Raw genomic sequence first — 18,721 nt, 5'->3', positions numbered from 1 at the left:
AGTGTTGATTAAGCGTTAGCCAGTACCGGCCTCTTCGCGTGCAAGCCCGCCCCCACAGGATCTCAACAGGTTCGGACACTGCGCCCTACCTGTGGGAGCGGGCTTGCCCGCGAAGAGGCCAGAACGGCCAACACAACGCCCCGATTCTGCCCGGCGATCCCGCGGCACCCCTGGCAACACCGCAGCAATCACCCGGCCCACAAGGCCGGCCATAACTAGAAAAGAAAGGGAGCTTTAACCTTGAAAGTATTCACCTTGACCGCACTGGCGTTATCCATCAGTGCCTTTTCCACGGTGGCCCAGGCAGATCCGCAGAGCCAGGACTACCTCCCGCTCACCCTCAAAAGCAGCAGCGAGCAAGCGCAAGCCAGCGGCTTCATCGACGGCCAAAGCCTGTCCGGCAGCACCCGCAACTGGTATGCCCGCGAACGCGCCGCACGCGCGCCGCTATGGAAGTACTATAAGAACGACGGCACCCGCCACGACACCCACAGCCGTGAAAACTGGGTCCAGGGCACCATCCTCAATTACAGCTCCGGCTTCACCCAGGGCACCGTGGGCTTCGCCGTCGAGGCTGCCGGCTACAACGCCATCGCCCTGCAGCAGAGCCGCGAAGCCATTGCCGGCCCCAACAACCGCACCCTCACCCACAGCGATGGCGACCCCATCGGCCAGTGGAGCAAACTAGGCCTGGGCAATATCAAGGCGCGCGTGTCCAACACCACCCTTACCCTTGGCCGCCAGTCGGTGGACACGCCGATGATCGCCTACATCGGCAACCGCGCCCTGCCCTCGAGCTTCCAGGGCGCGTTCCTGCACAGCGCTGAATTCGACAACCTCAGCCTCGACCTGGGCACCTTCGACCGCGTCTCGCCACGTACCGAACAGAGCCTCAGCAAGTTCCGCAGCGAGTACAGCGCCACCGGCGTGGAAACCGACCGTGCCAGCACCGCCGGCATCAACTACCAGCCGTTCAAGAGCCTGAGTACCAGCCTGTACGCCACCAAGGTCGAGGACTTCTGGAACCAGTACTACTTCGGCGCCAACCATGTGCTCGGCGACAGCGCAGTGCTCAGCCTGAGCACCGGCCTGAACTACTACAAGACCGTCGACGCCGGCAGCCAGAAAATGGGCAAGATCGACAATGACACCTACAGCCTGTCACTGGGCCTGACCCATCAGGCCCACACCCTCAGCGCCTCCTGGCAGCAGGTCAACGGCAATGAGTACTTCGACTACCTGCACGAAACCAACGGCATCTTCCTGGCCAACTCGCTGCTGTCGGACTTCAACGGCCCCAACGAGAAATCGCTGCAGCTTTCCTATGTGCTGAACATGGCGCCCTATGGCGTACCTGGCCTGAAGTTCAACCTGTACAACGCCCGCGGCTGGGGTATCGACGGCACTCACTACCGCGGCACTGCCTACGACGTGAATGGCCTGGATGGCGAAACCCACTATGAGTGGGGTATCGGCACCAGCTACGCGCTGCAGAGCGGGCCGCTGAAAGACACCAGCATCCGCGCCACCTATACCACCCATCGCGCCAGCAAGGCCCAGGGCGATGGCAGCCTGGATGAGTTCCGCGTGGTCACCACCATTCCGTTCAACATTCTCTGAGCGCGGGCGCCACGGCCAGCTTCGCTGCAGGCCGTGGCAGCTACGCTGGAATCAATGCACGCAGGGAGACTTCAACCTATGCAGATAGCTTTCAGGAAAACGCCAATGCTGCGCCTTACCCTGGCAGCGCTGATACTGGGCAGCGCCACGCATCTGGCCGCCAAGCCGCTGGTGGTGTGTACCGAAGCCAGCCCGGAAGGGTTCGACGTTGTTCAGTACACCACTGGGGTCACTTTCGATGCCTCGTCCGAAACCCTGTTCAACCGCCTGGTCGACTTCAAGCCCGGCACCACCGATATCCAGCCGGCCCTGGCCGAGCGTTGGGACATTTCAGCCGACGGCCTGACCTACACGTTTCACCTGCGCCAGGGGGTGAAGTTCCACAGCACCGAGTACTTCACCCCTACCCGTGAATTCAACGCCGACGATGTGCTGTGGAGCCTGCGCCGCCAGCTCGACCCCGCCCATCCATGGCACGACAAGACCAGCGTCGGCTACCCGTACTTCGAAAGCATGGCCTTCAAGCAGTTGCTCAAGTCGGTGGACAAAACCGACGACCACACGGTGGTGATCACTCTCACCCGCCCGGAAGCGCCGTTCCTGCGGGACATGGCGATGGGGTTCACCTCGATCTACTCCGCCGAATACGGCGACCAGTTGCTCAAGGCCGGCAAGACCGCAGCGCTGAACAGCAAGCCGATCGGCACCGGCCCGTTCATCTTCCAGCGCTACAACAAGGATGCGCAGGTCCGCTTCAAACCTAACCCGGATTACTTTCGCGGCAAGCCGCCAGCCGACGCCCTGATATTCGCCATCGCTACCGATAGCAACGTACGCCTGCAGAAACTGCGCGCCAACGAGTGCCAGGTGGCGTTGTACCCCAAGCCCGAGGATGTGCCGTCGATAAAGGCCGACGCCAGGCTCAAGGTCGCAGAGACCGAAGCGTTGGTCACCGGCTACATCGCCATGAATACCCAGCACAAATACCTCAACGACGTGCGCGTGCGTAAAGCCATCAACATGGCCTTCGACCGCCAGACCCATGTCGACCAACTGTTTGGCAAAGGCAACGCACTGGTGGGTGTAAACCCTTACCCACCCACCATGATCGGCTACAACACCCACAACCAGAACCCACCGCGCGACCTCGATAAAGCCCGCGCCCTGCTCAGGCAGGCCGGTGTACCCGAGGGCACGGTAATCACCCTGTTCACCCGCAACGGCGGCGGCATGACGAACCCTAACCCGCGCCTGTCCGCCGAAATGCTGCAAGCCGACCTCAAGCAGATCGGCCTGAAGCTGGATATTCGCGTGATGGAATGGGCCGAGATGCTGCGCCGCGCCAAGCAGGGCGAAGCCGACCTGGTGTCCACCGGCTGGGCAGGCGACAACGGCGACCCGGACAATTTCCTTGGCCCGCTGCTCAGTTGCGAGGCCGCCAAAAACGGTGAGAACTACGCGCGCTGGTGCAACTCGAAATTCCAGGAGCTGATCACCCGTGCCCGCGAGGTGATCGACAACGACGAGCGCGCAAGGCTCTATAGCGAGGCATTGAAGGTGTACGATGACGACCAACCCTGGATCAGCATGGCCCACCCCAAGGTGTTCACGGCCATGCGTGACAACGTGGAGGGCTACGTGATCAGCCCTCTGACCAACAATAACTTCGCCACGACCAAGGTGAAGTAGAACAACAACGACCGCCGGCGACCCACACGGGGACCGGCGGCTCTGCCGTACCGGGCTGATCGCCCCACGGCCTGATGAGGTAACCCCGACAATGTTGAGTTTTATTGCCCGGCGCCTTGGCCTGCTGATACCGACCTTTTTCGGCATCACCTTGCTGACCTTCGCGCTCATACGCCTGATCCCCGGCGACCCGGTGGAAGTGATGATGGGCGAGCGCAGGGTCGACCCCGAAATGCATGCCCAGGCCATGGAACGCCTGGGCCTGAACAAGCCACTGCCGGTCCAGTACCTGGACTACGTCGGCAAACTTGCCCAGGGTGACCTCGGCGAATCGCTGCGCACCCGCGAAAGCGTGTGGCGCGAGTTCCTCACACTGTTCCCGGCCACCCTGGAACTGGCCTTCGCCGCCCTGCTGTTCGCCGGCATCGTCGGCCTGCTGGCCGGGGTGATCGCCGCACTCAAGCGCGGTTCGTTGTTCGACCACGGGGTCATGGGCATATCACTGGCCGGCTACTCGATGCCGATTTTCTGGTGGGGCCTGATCCTGATCATGTTCTTCTCGGTGAGCCTGGGCTGGACCCCGGTATCCGGGCGCATCGATCTGCTGTACGACATCGAGCCGAAGACCGGCTTCATGCTTATCGACACCCTGCTCAGCGATGAAGAAGGCGCGTTCAAGGACGCTGTGATGCACCTGATCCTGCCGGCCATCGTGCTCGGCACCATCCCGCTGGCAGTGATCGCCCGCATGACCCGCTCGTCGATGCTTGAAGTACTGCGCGAAGACTACATCCGCACCGCCCGCGCCAAAGGCCTGTCGCCGGCCCGTGTGGTGTTCGTCCATGGCCTGCGCAATGCGCTGATCCCGGTGCTGACCGTGTTCGGCCTGCAGGTCGGCACGCTGCTGGCCGGTGCGGTGCTGACCGAAACCATCTTTTCCTGGCCGGGCATCGGCAAATGGCTGATCGAAGCCATCGGTGCCCGTGACTACCCCGTGGTCCAGAACGGCATCCTGTTGATCGCCTGCCTGGTGATTCTGGTCAACTTCGTCGTGGACATCCTCTACGGCCTGGCCAACCCACGCATCCGTCATCAGCGCTGAGGCCTTTGCCATGACTAGCCCGATTCCAAAATCCGTGTCGCCGGCCAGCCCGGTGGACCAGAGCCTGCTCTACCCCTCCCCGTACAAAGAATTCTGGCAAGCCTTCGCGCGCAACAAGGGCGCGGTGATGGGCCTGGCCTTCATGTGCCTGGTGGTGTTCTGCGCACTGTTCGCGCCTTGGGTCGCCCCGCATGACCCGAGCGAGCAGTACCGCGACTTCCTGCTGACCCCGCCGGTGTGGCTGGAAGGCGGCACCTGGCAGTTCATCCTGGGCACCGACGAACTGGGCCGTGATCTGCTTTCGCGGCTGATTCAAGGTGCACGGCTGTCGCTGCTGATCGGCCTGTCGTCAGTGGTGATGTCACTGATCCCAGGCATTCTCCTTGGCCTGCTGGCCGGCTTTTTCCCGCAGTTGCTCGGCCCGTCGATCATGCGCCTGATGGACGTGATGCTGGCGCTGCCGTCACTGCTGCTGGCTGTGGCCATCGTCGCCATCCTCGGCCCAGGCCTGATCAACACCGTGATCGCCATCGCCATCGTTTCCCTGCCGTCCTACGTGCGCCTGACCCGCGCCGCGGTGATGGGCGAACTGAACCGCGACTACGTCACCGCTGCCCGCCTGGCCGGCGCCGGCTTGCCCCGGCTGATGTTCGTCACCGTGCTGCCCAACTGCATGGCACCGCTGATCGTGCAGGCGACCCTGAGTTTTTCCTCGGCGATCCTCGACGCCGCTGCGCTGGGTTTCCTCGGCCTCGGCGTGCAGCCGCCTACCCCCGAGTGGGGCACCATGCTGGCTTCGGCCCGGGATTACATCGAGCGCGCCTGGTGGGTGGTAAGCCTGCCCGGCCTGACCATTCTGCTCAGTGTGCTGGCAATCAACCTGATGGGCGACGGCCTGCGCGATGCGCTGGACCCGAAACTCAAGAACGCCGCCTGAGGAGAACGCCATGTCACTGTTGCAGATCAACAACCTGAATGTGCGCTTCGGCGACGCCAACGCGGTACCGGTGGTCGATGGCCTGGACCTGGCGGTGGACGCCGGCGAAATCCTGGCCATCGTCGGCGAGTCCGGCTCGGGCAAGTCGGTCACCATGATGGCCCTGATGGGCCTGATCGATGCCCCCGGGCGCATCACCGCCGACGCCCTGACATTCGACGGCACCGACATGCTCAAGCTCAGCGGCCGTCAGCGGCGCAAGGTGGTGGGCAAGGATATCGCCATGGTCTTCCAGGACCCGATGACCGCGCTCAACCCCAGCTACACCGTGGGCTTCCAGATAGAGGAAGTGCTGCGCCAGCACTTGGGCCTTAAGGGCAAGGCTGCCCGCCAGCGTGCTCTGGAGCTCTTGAAGAAGGTCGAGATTCCGGCCGCCGAAAGCCGCCTGGACGCTTACCCGCACCAGCTGTCAGGCGGCATGAGCCAACGTGTGGCGATCGCCATGGCCATTGCCGGCGAGCCCAAGCTGCTGATCGCCGACGAACCGACCACGGCCCTCGACGTGACCATCCAGGCACAGATCATGGAACTGCTGGTCAACCTGCAGAAGGAGCGCAACATGGCGCTCATCCTGATCACCCACGACCTCGCCGTGGTCGCCGAAACCGCCAGGCGGGTGTGCGTGATGTACGCCGGCCAAGCCGTGGAAGTGGGCCAGGTGCCAGAACTGTTCGATGTGCCCGCCCACCCTTACAGCGAAGCCCTGCTCGCCGCGATCCCCGAGCACAGCATTGGCGCCGAGCGCCTGGCCACATTGCCTGGCATCGTCCCCGGCCGCTACGACCGCCCGGTCGGCTGCCTGCTGTCACCACGCTGCCCCTATGTACAGGACAATTGCCGGCGCCAGCGCCCGCCCCTCGACCCTCAGGCCCACAGCCTGGTGCGTTGCTTCTACCCGCTGAACCAGGAGGTGGCGTGATGGCCGTCGTTCTATCTGCCCGGGAGCTGACCCGGCACTACGAAGTCTCCCGCGGGCTGTTCAAGGGCCATGCGCTGGTGCGCGCGCTCAATGGCGTGTCGTTCGAACTGGAGGCCGGCAAGACCCTGGCCGTGGTCGGCGAGTCGGGCTGCGGCAAGTCGACCCTGGCCCGCGCCCTGACCCTGATCGAAGAGCCGTCGTCCGGCTCGCTGCAAATTGCCGGCACCGAGGTGAAGGGCGCCAGCAAGGCAGAGCGCAAACAACTGCGCCGCGATGTGCAGATGGTGTTCCAGAGCCCCTACGCCTCGCTCAACCCACGGCAGAAGATCGGTGACCAACTGGCCGAACCGCTGCTGATCAACACCTCGCTGAGCAAGGCCGAGCGCCGCGACAAAGTGCAGAAGATGATGGAACAGGTCGGCCTGCGCCCCGAGCACTACCAGCGCTACCCTCACATGTTCTCTGGCGGCCAGCGCCAGCGTATCGCCCTGGCCCGGGCGATGATGCTGCAACCCAAGGTGCTGGTGGCCGACGAACCGACCTCCGCGCTGGACGTGTCGATTCAGGCGCAGGTGCTGAACCTGTTCATGGATCTGCAGAAGGAGTTCAACACCGCCTACGTGTTCATCTCGCACAACCTGGCGGTGGTGCGGCATGTGGCGGATCAGGTACTGGTGATGTACCTGGGGCGGCCGGCGGAGATGGGGCCGAAGGAGGACATCTACGCGAAGCCGCTGCATCCCTATACCCAGGCGCTGCTGTCGGCGACACCGGCGATTCATCCAGACCCGTTGAAGCCGAAGATTCGCATCGTCGGGGAGCTGCCCAACCCGCTGAACCCACCGGATGGGTGTGCGTTTCACAAACGATGCCCGCATGCGACGGAGCGGTGTGCCAAGGAGGTACCGGCGCTGAGGCAGGTGAGTACGCGGCAGGTTGCCTGCCACTATGCAGAGCAGTTTCTTTAACTGTTAGAAAACTGGGCAGCCCTCAATGCGAAAAACAGCAGTTTGCTGCGCTGCCCAGTCACGCTTCCTGACCATCGCTCAGTTAGCAGGGCTAATAGTGGAACACTGAGCATGCGTTCCAGCGCCGAGGATTTGAGAATGCAGCGGAAGGAACGCAGCCTGAAGAGCCAAGGCTTGCACACCCCCAAAACCTACAATTTCATATACTGAAGAAAACGTCACCCATACAGGTGTAGAAGCAAAGCCCCTGACAACACTAGGCTAACACCACCGATCTGGATGACTGACAGCCGCTCGCGAAAAAAGAAGTACCCCAGGATCGCGGCAATACCACCTGACAAAGTGCTGATGACGGTGACAACGGACACCGAGCCATTTAGAGCTCCCCAGGAAAACGCAGAAAACCCTCCCAAGTTGAAAAGACTGGCCCCGCACAGTGAACCATAGGTCTTTAGCTTTATCGTCCTATTGTCTCGCAATAACCTGACGGCTTCAGGGATCAGGAACATGACCCCCACTGCATACCCTAGCGCCAGCATGTTCACCGGTCCCAGCGCCGGCAAGGTGAATTTCCCCTGAACCCAGAAGCTGATGCCGTAAAGCATGGCCGCCAACAAAGCAAACCACACAGACATCACACTGGTGAACTTACGATCGAAACCACCACCATTATCGATGCGGTAGGCCAACAGCACGCCGAAAAAGCAGACCAAGATACCGACAACCTGCCAAGCGGAGAGGGCATCACCACCCAGCCACGCCAACAGCGTTGTGAAAACACCATACGAAGTGACCAGGGGCGCCACGATTGCTGTCTTGCCAATAGCGAAAGCTTTTGAAAGCGCCAGCGCTCCTAATACGGTGCATAGAGAAGCGAAAATTCCTAACCCTATCGTGAACCAGGGCGTAGATATAAACTTTTGCCACTGATCGGCTGAGATGGCAATAATGATCGCCATCAAGAAAAGCCCTAGCAACTGACCGAAAAATACAGCCCGTTTTACTCCAACCGCTCTTGCGTTCACCCCGACCAAGAAGTCGGTGCCCCCCCAGAACACCGCAGCCAGCAACCCCATGAAAACGTCCATAGTAACGGCCCTTAATTATGAGTTATTCCTGAACCTCCCCAGACAGTAATCGGGTAACCAGCAGAAATCAAACACCTATTTTTGACTAACCTCTACAGACTGCACGTATCTCTGTATATCCACCAGCTAGCAACATCATTAACGGGTTAGTTAGTACTATAGTCAATGGCAAGCCTCAAGAAAATACTGTAGGAACTTTCAGACAATACCTCACCTACACTTCCCACACTAAACAACATATTCAACGAGACCTTGGCGTTCATCAGAACACCAACTTCTATTGAATTTATTGGATCTCAAGCCGGACATCCGGGCCCGCCCTGCACATGCCTTTTGCAGCGAGGAGTTGCAGCAAAAGGGCCGCAAAGCGGCCCTCAGAATCTCAATGCATAAAGAACCAGATCAAAATGATCACCGGAATCGGCACCCCAATCATCCAAAGTAGTATCGAGCGCATGGCCTTTCTCCTTGTTCGATGGTGACAAGAAAGGTGCAGCCGCCATGCCAGTTGTATCAATAAACTACATTCATAAGAATCAAAGGCTTACCCTCCAAGCCGCCTGAGCAAACCGTGCAATATGCAGGATCCACGCCCTTGCACCTGGGTGTTCTGCAATGCACTATCCTCCCATGATCGCCACCACCCTCCTCGACGGCCCCGAGCAAACGCCGCTTACCGCCGACATCGTGCTGCGCTACCACCTCTGCTGGAAGCACCGCGACCTCGACGGTGTCATGGCGCTCTACCACCCCGATATCCAGTACCACGACTTCTTCCAGAACCGCGTGCTCGGCCATCAGGAACTGCGCGACTATGTACGCGCCTGCCTGCCCCATGAAGCCGGCGAGGACATCGTCCACAGCGACCGCATCCGCGTCGATGGCTGCACCGCATTCATCCAGTATCAGGTCACGGTCCAGGGCGGTGACGGCCTGGTGGCGTTCCAGTCCAGCGAGGCGATCACCGTCAGGGACGGGCTGATCTGGCGGGTCAACGAATACGCCACGCTGGTCCGCCGGAACGGCGCAGGCCACGCCAATAGCGGTCCGCGCCCCGCCACCAGCCGCCTGGGCCTGTCGCCGCGGCAGCTGTCGACCATGGCCCAGGACCTGGAGCACTACTTCCAGGGCCAGCGCCCCTACCTGGACCCGGAGCTGGACCTGCAGCAGGTGGCCGACGCCAGCGGCTACAGCCGCAACCAGATTTCCTACCTGCTCAACCAGGTGCTGGGGCAAAGCTTCTACCGCTACGTCAACCAGGCACGCCTGCAGCACCTGATGGCCAGCCTCGGCGATGACAGCGTCGAGGCGACGATCGACGAACTCGCCTTCAGTGCCGGCTTCAACTCGCTGTCGGCGTTCTACAAGTGCTTCCGTGAGCACACCGGGCTAACGCCCAAGGCCTACCTGAAGCAAATTTCCCTGCGTGCACGCACGTAAGACAGCTGCCCGCTGACACCACTACGATCACCCACAGACCTTGACGGATGTGGAGCCGAACCCGATGCAACCCCTGCGCACGCTCAGCCTGTGGATGGACCAGCTCGACGAGCCGCTGTGCGCGCGCCCGGCACTGCGCAATGACCTCGACGTTGACGTGTGCATCATCGGTGCCGGCTATACCGGTCTTTGGACCGCGTACTACCTCAAGCGCCAGGCCCCCCAGCTGAACATCGCGGTGATCGAAGCCCAAATCGCTGGCTTCGGCGCCTCCGGCCGTAATGGGGGCTGGCTGATGGGCAACCTGCTAGGCGAAGACCGTCTGCTCGGCACCCTCTCGCCACAACAGCGCCGCGCCAGCATCGACCTGCTGCACGGCATCCCTGATGAAGTGCATCGCGTGCTGCAAAGCGAAGGCATCGACTGCGACTACCGCAAAGGCGGCGTGCTGTATTGCGCGGCGCGCTACCCGGAGCAGGAACGCAGCCTGCGCGCCTACCTCGACGACTTGTATCGCCAAGGCATGACCGAGGACGACTACCGCTGGCTGAGCCCCGGGCAGCTGGGTACCCAGTTGCGGGTCAGCAATGCATTTGGAGCCATTTACAGCCCGCACACGGCGACCATCCAGCCAGCCAAACTGGTGCGCGGCCTTGCCCGGGCAGTGGAGGCGCTGGGCGTATCGATCTACGAAAACACCCCGGCCATCGACTGGCAGCCGAGCGAGGTGCGTACCCCGCTGGCACAGATTCGCTGCCAGTGGATGGTGCCTGCCGTGGAGGGTTACGCCGCCAGCCTGCCGCCACTGGGCAAACACCAATTGCCAGTACAGAGCCTGCTGGTGGCCACCGAGCCGCTGCCGGAAAGCGCCTGGGAACAGATCGGCCTGAGCCAGGGCCAAGCCTTCAGTGAAAGCAGCCGCCAGGTCACGTATGGCCAGCGCACCGCCGACAACCGCCTGGTCTTCGGTGCCCGCGGTGGCTACCGCTTCGGTGGGCGTCTGCGCGAAAACTTCAACCTCGACGAACATGAAGTCGAACTGCGCCGCTACCTGTTCAGCGAACTGTTCCCGCAGCTCAAACAGGTACGCATCACTCATACCTGGGGCGGCAACCTGGGCATGGCGCGACGCTTCCACCCACACATGCTCTGCGACCGCCAGCGCGGCATCGCCCTTGCCGGCGGCTACGGCGGCGAAGGCGTGGGGGCTACCAACCTGGGTGGACGCACCCTGGCGGCGCTGATCCTCAACCAGCGCAACGAACTGACGGCGCAACCCTGGGTGCTCGACAACCGTCCGCTATCGAGCCTGGCCAGCTGGCCTCCCGAGCCCTGCCGCTGGCTGGGCTACAACGCGATCATCCAGAGCTTCGTCCACGAGGACCGGACCCTCGCCAACCCCGCCAGCGCGCCGTGGAGGCGGCGCCTGGCCATCTCGGTTGCGGACTTCATGGAAGGCTTCATGCACTGACTTCCCTTATCACTCGTACAGGATCCACCGGTCATGAGCATCACCCAGTTCAAGAACACCGAATTTGCCGTGCTCGACAGCTCCAACCCGGTCGCGGTACCGCTCGGCGAACCCGTGGCAGTCACGTCAGTCACCTGCGTGGAGCGCAGCGATGGCGTTGAAACCGGCATCTGGGAATGCACCCCAGGGCGCTGGCGGCGGCAGATCGTGCAACAGGAGTTCTGCCATTTCATCAAGGGCCGCTGCACGTTCACCCCCGACGGTGGCGAGCCCCTGGTCATAGAAGCCGGAGACGCATTGATGCTACCGGCCAACAGCACCGGCACCTGGGACATCCAGGAGACCGTGCGCAAGACCTACGTGCTTGTTTTCTGATCCGCTGATCGCCTGCCTTCGATAACAACAGACAAAGCAAGGTAAACCCGACATGCGCACCTTCCTCCTCGCCCCCCTGATGCTGGCCGCCAGCGTGGCCAGCGCCGCTGAAACGGTGAAGATCTACAACTGGTCCAGCTACGTGGCCCCCGATACGCTGAAGAACTTCCAGCAAGCCAGCGGCATCGTGCCGACCTATGACGTGTACGACAGCAATGAAACTCTCGATGGCAAGCTGATGACCGGCAATTCCGGTTACGACGTGGTGTTCCCCTCCAACCATTTCATGGCCCGGCAGATCCAGGGCAAGGCCTTGAAGCGCCTGGACAAATCCCAGCTGCCTAACTGGCACAACCTCAACCCGGTGCTGCTCAAGGCGCTGGAGGTGAACGACCCGGGCAACCAGTACGGCTTCCCGTACCTGTGGGGCAGTACCGGTATTGGCTACAACATCGATAAGGTCAAGGCGGTGCTCGGCGACAACGCGCCGGTGGACTCCTGGGACCTGATCTTCAAGCCCGAGTACATGAGCAAGCTGAAAAGCTGTGGGGTCGCGGTGCTGGACAACGGCCCCGAACTGCTGCCGATCGCCCTGCACTACCTGGGCTTGCCCCATCACAGCCAAGCCCCCAAGGACTACGAGAAGGCCAAGGACCTGCTGATGAAGGTGCGGCCTTACATCAGCTATTTCCACTCGTCCAAGTACACGGGCGACCTGGCCAACGGCGATATCTGCGTGGTAGTGGGGTTCTCGGGGGATGTGCTGCAGGCGAAGAACCGCGCCGATGAGGCGAACAATGGCGTGAAGGTGGGCTATTCGATACCCAAGGAAGGCGCGCCGATGTGGTTCGACATGGTCGCCATGCCCGTCGATGCGCCGGATGAAAAGGCCGGATATGCCTACATGAACTACCTGCTGCAGCCGGAAGTGATGGCCAACATCAGCAACCATGTGCAATACGCAAACGGCAACCTCAAGGCAGACGGGCTGGTGGACCCGTCGATGAAGGGTAATACGATGATTTACCCGAGCGACGAGGTGATGGGCAAGCTGTATGCGCTGGAGGCGATGCCGGCGAAGATCGACCGTATTCGTACGCGAATCTGGACCAGTATCAAAGCCGGAAATTGAAATGGGGCCGCCTAGCGGCCCTTCGCGGGCACGCCCGCTCCCACAGGTATCACATGACCTCCAGGTTTGGTGATTCCCTGTGGGAGCGGGCGTGCCCGCGAAGGGCTGCAAAGCAGCCCCGATTTCAGGCCTTAATGGTGCTCGCGGGTAGCGCGGAACTTGATGTCCGGCCAGCGCTCTTCCATCAACGCCAGGTTGACCCGGGTCGGCGCCAGGTAGGTCAGGTGACCGCCGCCGTCGATGGCCAGGTTTTCCATGGCCTTGGTCTGGAATTCCTCGAGCTTCTTCTTGTCATCGCAGCTGATCCAGCGCGCCGACCAGACAGTGATGGGCTCGTAGGCGCACTCGACCTTGTACTCTTCCTTCAGGCGGCTGGCGACCACGTCGAACTGCAGCACACCGACCGCACCCAGGATGATGTCGTTGCTGCGCTCAGGGAAGAACACCTGAGTAGCACCTTCTTCGGCCAGCTGCTGCAGGCCTTGACGCAGTTGCTTGGATTTGAGCGGGTCTTTCAGGCGTACGCGGCGGAACAGCTCCGGCGCGAAGTGCGGGATACCGGTGAAGCCCAGCGCTTCGCCTTCGGTGAAGGTATCGCCGATCTGGATGGTGCCGTGGTTGTGCAGGCCGATGATGTCACCGGCAAAGGCCTCTTCCAGCTGCTCACGCTCGGAGGAGAAGAACGTCAGCGCATCGCCGATACGCAGGTCTTTGTTCAGGCGAACGTGGCGCATTTTCATGCCTTTCTCGTACTTGCCCGAGCAGATGCGCATGAAGGCGATACGGTCGCGGTGTTTCGGGTCCATGTTCGCCTGGATCTTGAACACGAAGCCGGTGAACTTCTCTTCCACAGGCTCCACGGTGCGCTCGTGGGCCACACGGCCAAGCGGACGCGGCGCCCAGTCGACCACGGCGTCGAGCACGTGGTCGACACCGAAGTTGCCCAGTGCAGTACCGAAGAACACCGGGGTCAACTGACCGTTGATGAACTCTTCCTGATTGAACTCGTGGCAAGCACCCTGCACCAGCTCCAGTTGCTCGACGAACGCGTCGTACTGGTCGCCCAGGTGCGCGCGGGCTTCGTCCGAGTCCAGTTTCTGGATGATCTTGGCTTCGGTACGCTCGTGGCCGTGGCCCGGGGTGTACACCACGATGTAGTCACCGGTCAGGTGGTACACGCCCTTGAAGTCGCGGTAGCAACCGATCGGCCAGGTGATTGGCGCGGCCTTGATCTTCAAAACGGCTTCGATCTCGTCGAGCAGTTCGATCGGGTCGCGGATGTCACGGTCGAGTTTGTTGATGAAGCTGACGATGGGCGTGTCGCGCAGGCGACACACGTCCATCAGGGCGATGGTGCGCGGCTCTACACCTTTACCGCCGTCGAGCACCATCAGCGCCGAGTCCACCGCGGTCAGGGTGCGGTAGGTGTCTTCCGAGAAGTCTTCGTGGCCGGGGGTGTCGAGCAGGTTGATCATGTGCTCGCGGTACGGGAACTGCATCACCGAGGTGGTGATGGAGATGCCGCGCTGCTTCTCCATTTCCATCCAGTCGGAGGTGGCATGGCGGTCGGACTTGCGCGACTTCACGGTACCGGCGACGGCAATGGCCTTGCCCATCAGCAGCAGCTTCTCGGTGATGGTGGTTTTACCGGCGTCGGGGTGGGAAATGATTGCGAAAGTGCGGCGCTTCGCGACTTCGGCGGCCTGGTTGGTCATGGGAAATCGCCTGACTGGGGGATTTGAAAGGGGCAGTATCATACCTGAAGTTGGGCCTGGACCAAAATCTGCCGAATGAATGGCGCCTGTGCCGGCCTCTTCGCGGGTAAACCCGCTCCTACAGGTACGACACAGTGTTCGGATGCGGTGCAGTCACTGTAGGAGCGGGTTTACCCGCGAAGAGGCCGGCACAGATAAAAGAAATCCAACAGGCAATCGATTTATCACGACAAATGCCCAAAGCGCAGTTATTTCAACGCCTGCAGCGCATTAAGCCACTGTTTTTTCTCGCCTAAAAACCCTCAACCCAGCGATTAACGCTGGCCAAATGCCGTCTCAAATGGGAACCTTTACGCCCACGGAGACGTCCACTCCCCTGCAACCCGCTTCGGTTGGGGACTGATTTCATCAGCATTTTCGGGCCCGACGGGGTTCGGCTCATGGCCTGATCGCAGCCTTCGGCTTGCATCTCGCTGCTACTCGCGAACACACCACCCGCCGCCAGGATTGGCCGGCTTCCAAGAAGTGTGCTCGCCGACAACACAAGGAGTCCGCCTGTGGCTAAACGCTACGGAAAGGGGCTGTTGGGATGGGCCGCCGTGCTCGTCATCCTGGCCCTGCTGGTCCACTGGATCGGCATCGACACGATCGCGCGTTATCGCGACGATCTTGGGTTCTACCTGCAAGCGCACCTGGTATTGGTGCTGGCTTCGATGGCGGCGGCGCTGGCCGTGGGCATCCCCGCCGGCATTGCGTTAAGTCGACCGCACCGGGTCGACAAAGCCGAGCGCTTCATGCAGTTCTTCAACGTTGGCAACACCATTCCCCCCCTTGCCGTTCTGGCCATCGCCCTGAGTATCCTGGGCATCGGTGCCGGGCCTGCGATCTTCGCACTGTTCCTCGCCTCCCTCCTGCCCATCGTGCGCAACACCTACGAAGGCCTGAAAAACGTCCCCGCCTCGCTCAAGGAAGCCGCTACCGGCATTGGCATGACCCCGCGCCAGCAACTCTGGCAGGTGGAGCTGCCCAACGCGGTGCCGATCATCGTCGGCGGCGTACGCGTGGCCCTGGCGTTGAACGTGGGCACCGCACCGCTGGCATTCCTGATCGGCGCCAACAGCCTGGGCAGCCTGATCTTCCCCGGCATCGCCCTGAACAACCAGCCGCAGCTGCTGTTGGGTGCCGCCTGCACCGCTCTGTTGGCACTGGTGCTGGACGCGGCGGTGAGTTTCTCCAGCAGGCGCTGGCTGGAACGTGGCCTGGCCCAATAAGGATAGGAAACGTATGAAGAAGAGAATCGCCTTGCTGCTGGGCGCGGCCCTGCTGTTCGCAGGAGTTGCCCAGGCAGCGGAAAAACCCCTGGTGCGCATCGGCGCGCGGGTGTTCACCGAACAGACCGTGCTCGCCGAAATCACCGCGCAGTACCTGCGCGCCAACGGCTTTGACGTACGCGTCACCACCGGCCTTGGCAGCAGCATCGCTCGCCAGGCCCAGGAAACCGGCCAGCTCGACCTGATGTGGGAATACACCGGGGTGTCGCTGGTGTCCTACAACCACATCGATGAGCGTATGCCCAGCGCCGAGGCCACCTACGCCAAGGTCAAGGAGCTGGATGCCAAAAAAGACCTGATCTGGCTGACCCCGTCGAAATTCAGCAACACCTATGCCCTCGGCTTGCCGAAGCAGGTCGCCGAGGCCTACCCGCAGATCAACTCGATCAGCGACCTCAACCAGGTGCTGCGCGACGAGCGCAAGCGTAATCACCTGGTGGCCCTGGACACCGAATTCGCCAACCGCCCCGACGGCCTGGTCGGGCTCAAGGAAATGTACGACCTGCAGGTCGGCCGCGCCAACATCCGCCAGATGGACGCGGGCCTGGTCTACACGGCCATGCACAACAACCAGGTGTTCGCAGGTTTGGTCTACACCACCGACGGTCGCCTGAGCGCGTTCAACCTCAAGCTGCTCGAAGACGACAAGCACTACTTCCCCGACTACACCGCCGCCCCGGTGGTGCGCAAGGCCGTGCTCGACGCCAACCCGCAACTGGTCGCCCTGCTCAAGCCACTGGCCGAGCAGCTCGATGACGAGACCATGCGCCAGCTCAATGCCAAGGTCGACGTAGACCACCAGAACCCGACCGCAGTGGCCGCCGCATTCCTGCGAGAGCATCCCCTCAAGGAGGTACAGCCATGAGCCTGCTCGACACGTTCGCCCACCTCGACTGGGCCCAGGTGCTGCAACTGACCTGGCAGCACATCATGCTGGTCGGCATCGCCGTCGGCCTGGCGATCCTCGTTGGCGTGCCGCTGGGCATCCTGATGACCCGCTTCCCGGCAGTGGCCGGCCCGCTGCAGGCCAGCGCCACAGTGCTGCTGACCATCCCATCGATTGCGTTGTTCGGCCTTCTGCTGCCGTTCTACTCCAAGTTCGGCCAGGGGCTGGGCCCCTTGCCTGCGATCACTGCCGTGTTTCTTTATTCGCTGCTGCCAATCATGCGCAACACCTACCTGGCCCTGACCAATGTCGAGCCCGGAATCCGTGAAGCCGCGCGTGGCATCGGCATGACCTTCGGCCAGCGCCTGCGCATGGTCGAGCTGCCCATCGCCGTACCGGTGATCCTCGCCGGCGTGCGCACCGCCGTGGTGATGAACATCGGCGTCATGACCATTGCCGCCACCATCGGCGCCGGCGGCCTCGGCGTGCTGATTCTTACTTCCATCAGCCGCAGCGACATGTCGATGCTGCTGGTCGGCGCCGTACTGGTCAGCCTGCTGGCGATCATCGCCGACCTGCTGCTGCAAACCCTGCAACGTGCCCTGACTCCAGAAGGACTGCGCTCATGATCGAACTGAAGAACCTCAGCAAAACCTTCAACGTCAACGGCAAGGACGTCAAAGCCGTCGACTCGGTAAGCCTCACCGTCAACGAAGGGGAAATCTGCGTGTTCCTCGGCCCGTCGGGCTGCGGCAAGAGCACCACGCTGAAAATGATCAACCGCCTGATCACGCCCACCTCGGGCCAGGTGTTCATCAATGGCGAAGACACCACCGGCCTGGACGAAGTTACCCTGCGCCGGCACATCGGCTATGTGATCCAGCAGATCGGTTTGTTCCCCAACATGACCATCGAAGAGAACATCACCGTGGTGCCACGCCTGCTTGGCTGGGACAAGCAGAAATGCCACGAGCGGGCTCGCGAGCTGATGCACATGATCAAGCTCGAACCCAAGCAGTACCTGCAACGCTACCCGCGCGAGCTGTCTGGCGGCCAGCAACAGCGTATCGGCGTGATTCGCGCCCTGGCAGCAGATGCACCCGTGCTGTTGATGGACGAGCCGTTCGGCGCGGTCGACCCGATCAACCGCGAGATGATCCAGAACGAGTTCTTCGAAATGCAGCGGGCGCTGAACAAGACGGTGATCATGGTCAGCCACGACATCGACGAAGCGATCAAACTGGGCGACAAGATTGCCATCTTCCGCGCTGGCAAGCTGTTGCAGCTGGACCATCCGGACACCTTGCTGGCGCACCCGGCGGATGACTTCGTAAGCAACTTCGTCGGCCAGGACAGCACCTTGAAACGCTTGCTCCTGGTGCGTGCCGAAGATGCCGCGGACAACGCGCCGTCGGTGAGCCCGGAGACGCCGGTGAGCGATGCGCTGGAGTTGCTGGACGAGCACGACCGCCGTTATGTGGTGGTGACCGATGCGCAGAACAAGGCACTGGGCTATGTACGCCGGCGCGACATGCACCGCCAGCAAGGGACGTGTGGCGATTTCCTGCGGCCGTTCAATGCCACCGCGTCGCACGATGAGCATTTGCGCATCCTGTTGTCGCGCATGTACGAGTTCAACCGCGCGTGGTTGCCAGTGCTGGATGCCGAGAAGGTGTTCTTGGGCGAGGTGACGCAGGAGTCGATTGCCGCGTACCTGAGCTCGGGGAGATCGCGGGGGGCGAAGAGCAGTATCGTTTCGCCGGCCGAGGCGGTGGTGTCGTAATCGTCGGGGGCGCTTTGCGCCCCTTCGCGGGTAAACCCGCTCCTACAACGGCCTGTGTTCAATCCCCGATGTATGTCTACCACCGATCAATAGGAGCGGGTTTACCCGCGAATACGGTAGCGGCGGCAACGGTGAACGGCTGGTGAAAATTGGCCAGCAGGCCCGGCCCTTTCGCGGGTGAACCCGCTCCTACGGCGGGCTGCGC

The 18,721-nt window shown here is 61.9% G+C and carries 16 protein-coding genes; 14 read left to right on the top strand and 2 right to left on the bottom strand.

Annotated features, from left to right (window positions below):
* Positions 1-240 precede the first annotated feature (240 nt).
* The 6 genes from QYE47_RS26175 to QYE47_RS26150 all read left to right on the top strand — a co-directional run bounded on the left by QYE47_RS26175 (position 241) and on the right by QYE47_RS26150 (position 7,295).
* A complete protein-coding gene (locus tag QYE47_RS26175; protein ID WP_070383488.1) occupies positions 241-1,620 on the top strand; it encodes an OprD family porin in 1,380 nt (459 codons plus the stop codon).
* Between the two features lie 78 nt (positions 1,621-1,698).
* Positions 1,699-3,309, top strand: coding sequence for an ABC transporter substrate-binding protein (locus QYE47_RS26170; protein WP_019439058.1), 1,611 nt, complete (start codon positions 1,699-1,701; stop codon positions 3,307-3,309).
* 91 nt (positions 3,310-3,400) lie between these two features.
* Complete coding sequence (locus QYE47_RS26165; protein WP_014589777.1) at positions 3,401-4,411, top strand: ABC transporter permease subunit; 1,011 nt, start codon at positions 3,401-3,403, stop codon at positions 4,409-4,411.
* 10 nt (positions 4,412-4,421) lie between these two features.
* The gene (locus QYE47_RS26160; RefSeq protein WP_009685150.1) at positions 4,422-5,348 is read left to right on the top strand and encodes an ABC transporter permease subunit; all 927 of its coding nucleotides are present in this window, start codon (positions 4,422-4,424) and stop codon (positions 5,346-5,348) included.
* Positions 5,349-5,358: 10 nt separating this feature from the next.
* Entirely contained in the window at positions 5,359-6,327 is a 969-nt protein-coding gene (locus QYE47_RS26155) for an ABC transporter ATP-binding protein (protein ID WP_003255260.1), read from the top strand.
* Positions 6,327-7,295 (top strand): peptide ABC transporter ATP-binding protein, encoded by a 969-nt coding sequence (locus tag QYE47_RS26150; RefSeq protein ID WP_070383486.1) that lies wholly within the window; start codon positions 6,327-6,329, stop codon positions 7,293-7,295. The genes QYE47_RS26155 and QYE47_RS26150 overlap by 1 nt, the downstream gene beginning before the upstream one ends.
* A gap of 218 nt (positions 7,296-7,513) precedes the next feature.
* Here the strand turns inward: QYE47_RS26150 and QYE47_RS26145 are convergent, their stop codons facing one another.
* Positions 7,514-8,383, bottom strand: coding sequence for a DMT family transporter (locus tag QYE47_RS26145; RefSeq protein WP_301159627.1), 870 nt, complete (start codon positions 8,381-8,383; stop codon positions 7,514-7,516).
* 615 nt (positions 8,384-8,998) lie between these two features.
* On the opposite strand from QYE47_RS26145, the gene QYE47_RS26140 reads away from it, so the two are divergent.
* From QYE47_RS26140 to QYE47_RS26125, 4 genes are all read left to right on the top strand, one after another.
* On the top strand, positions 8,999-9,823 hold the full coding sequence (locus tag QYE47_RS26140) for a nuclear transport factor 2 family protein (RefSeq protein ID WP_172830914.1): 825 nt from the start codon (positions 8,999-9,001) through the stop codon (positions 9,821-9,823).
* Positions 9,824-9,887: 64 nt separating this feature from the next.
* Positions 9,888-11,294 carry an FAD-binding oxidoreductase gene (locus QYE47_RS26135; RefSeq protein ID WP_070383483.1) on the top strand — a complete coding sequence of 469 codons (1,407 nt, stop codon included), beginning with the start codon at positions 9,888-9,890 and terminating at the stop codon, positions 11,292-11,294.
* A gap of 33 nt (positions 11,295-11,327) precedes the next feature.
* Positions 11,328-11,669, top strand: a complete 342-nt coding sequence (locus QYE47_RS26130; protein ID WP_014589771.1) for a cupin domain-containing protein — start codon at positions 11,328-11,330, stop codon at positions 11,667-11,669.
* Positions 11,670-11,721: 52 nt separating this feature from the next.
* Positions 11,722-12,801, top strand: a complete 1,080-nt coding sequence (locus QYE47_RS26125; protein ID WP_070383482.1) for a polyamine ABC transporter substrate-binding protein — start codon at positions 11,722-11,724, stop codon at positions 12,799-12,801.
* 131 nt (positions 12,802-12,932) lie between these two features.
* Here the strand turns inward: QYE47_RS26125 and QYE47_RS26120 are convergent, their stop codons facing one another.
* The gene (locus QYE47_RS26120; protein ID WP_014589769.1) at positions 12,933-14,516 is read right to left on the bottom strand and encodes a peptide chain release factor 3; all 1,584 of its coding nucleotides are present in this window, start codon (positions 14,514-14,516) and stop codon (positions 12,933-12,935) included.
* Positions 14,517-15,073: 557 nt separating this feature from the next.
* On the opposite strand from QYE47_RS26120, the gene QYE47_RS26115 reads away from it, so the two are divergent.
* Genes QYE47_RS26115 through QYE47_RS26100 form a run of 4 tightly spaced genes read left to right on the top strand, consistent with a single transcriptional unit; the run spans position 15,074 to position 18,516 of the window.
* On the top strand, positions 15,074-15,787 hold the full coding sequence (locus QYE47_RS26115) for an ABC transporter permease (RefSeq protein ID WP_003248483.1): 714 nt from the start codon (positions 15,074-15,076) through the stop codon (positions 15,785-15,787).
* Positions 15,788-15,800: 13 nt separating this feature from the next.
* A complete protein-coding gene (locus QYE47_RS26110; RefSeq protein WP_004575997.1) occupies positions 15,801-16,712 on the top strand; it encodes a glycine betaine ABC transporter substrate-binding protein in 912 nt (303 codons plus the stop codon).
* Positions 16,709-17,362 (top strand): ABC transporter permease, encoded by a 654-nt coding sequence (locus QYE47_RS26105; protein WP_003248487.1) that lies wholly within the window; start codon positions 16,709-16,711, stop codon positions 17,360-17,362. The genes QYE47_RS26110 and QYE47_RS26105 overlap by 4 nt, the downstream gene beginning before the upstream one ends.
* Entirely contained in the window at positions 17,359-18,516 is a 1,158-nt protein-coding gene (locus QYE47_RS26100; protein ID WP_014589768.1) for a betaine/proline/choline family ABC transporter ATP-binding protein, read from the top strand. The genes QYE47_RS26105 and QYE47_RS26100 overlap by 4 nt, the downstream gene beginning before the upstream one ends.
* Positions 18,517-18,721: the final 205 nt, after the last annotated feature.

It is taken from the genome of Pseudomonas sp. 2,4-D, from assembly GCF_030418155.1.
GTDB lineage: Bacteria > Pseudomonadota > Gammaproteobacteria > Pseudomonadales > Pseudomonadaceae > Aquipseudomonas > Aquipseudomonas alloputida.
The sequence above is the reverse complement of the archived record's forward strand: the minus strand, read 5'-3'. Positions and strand labels throughout refer to the sequence as shown.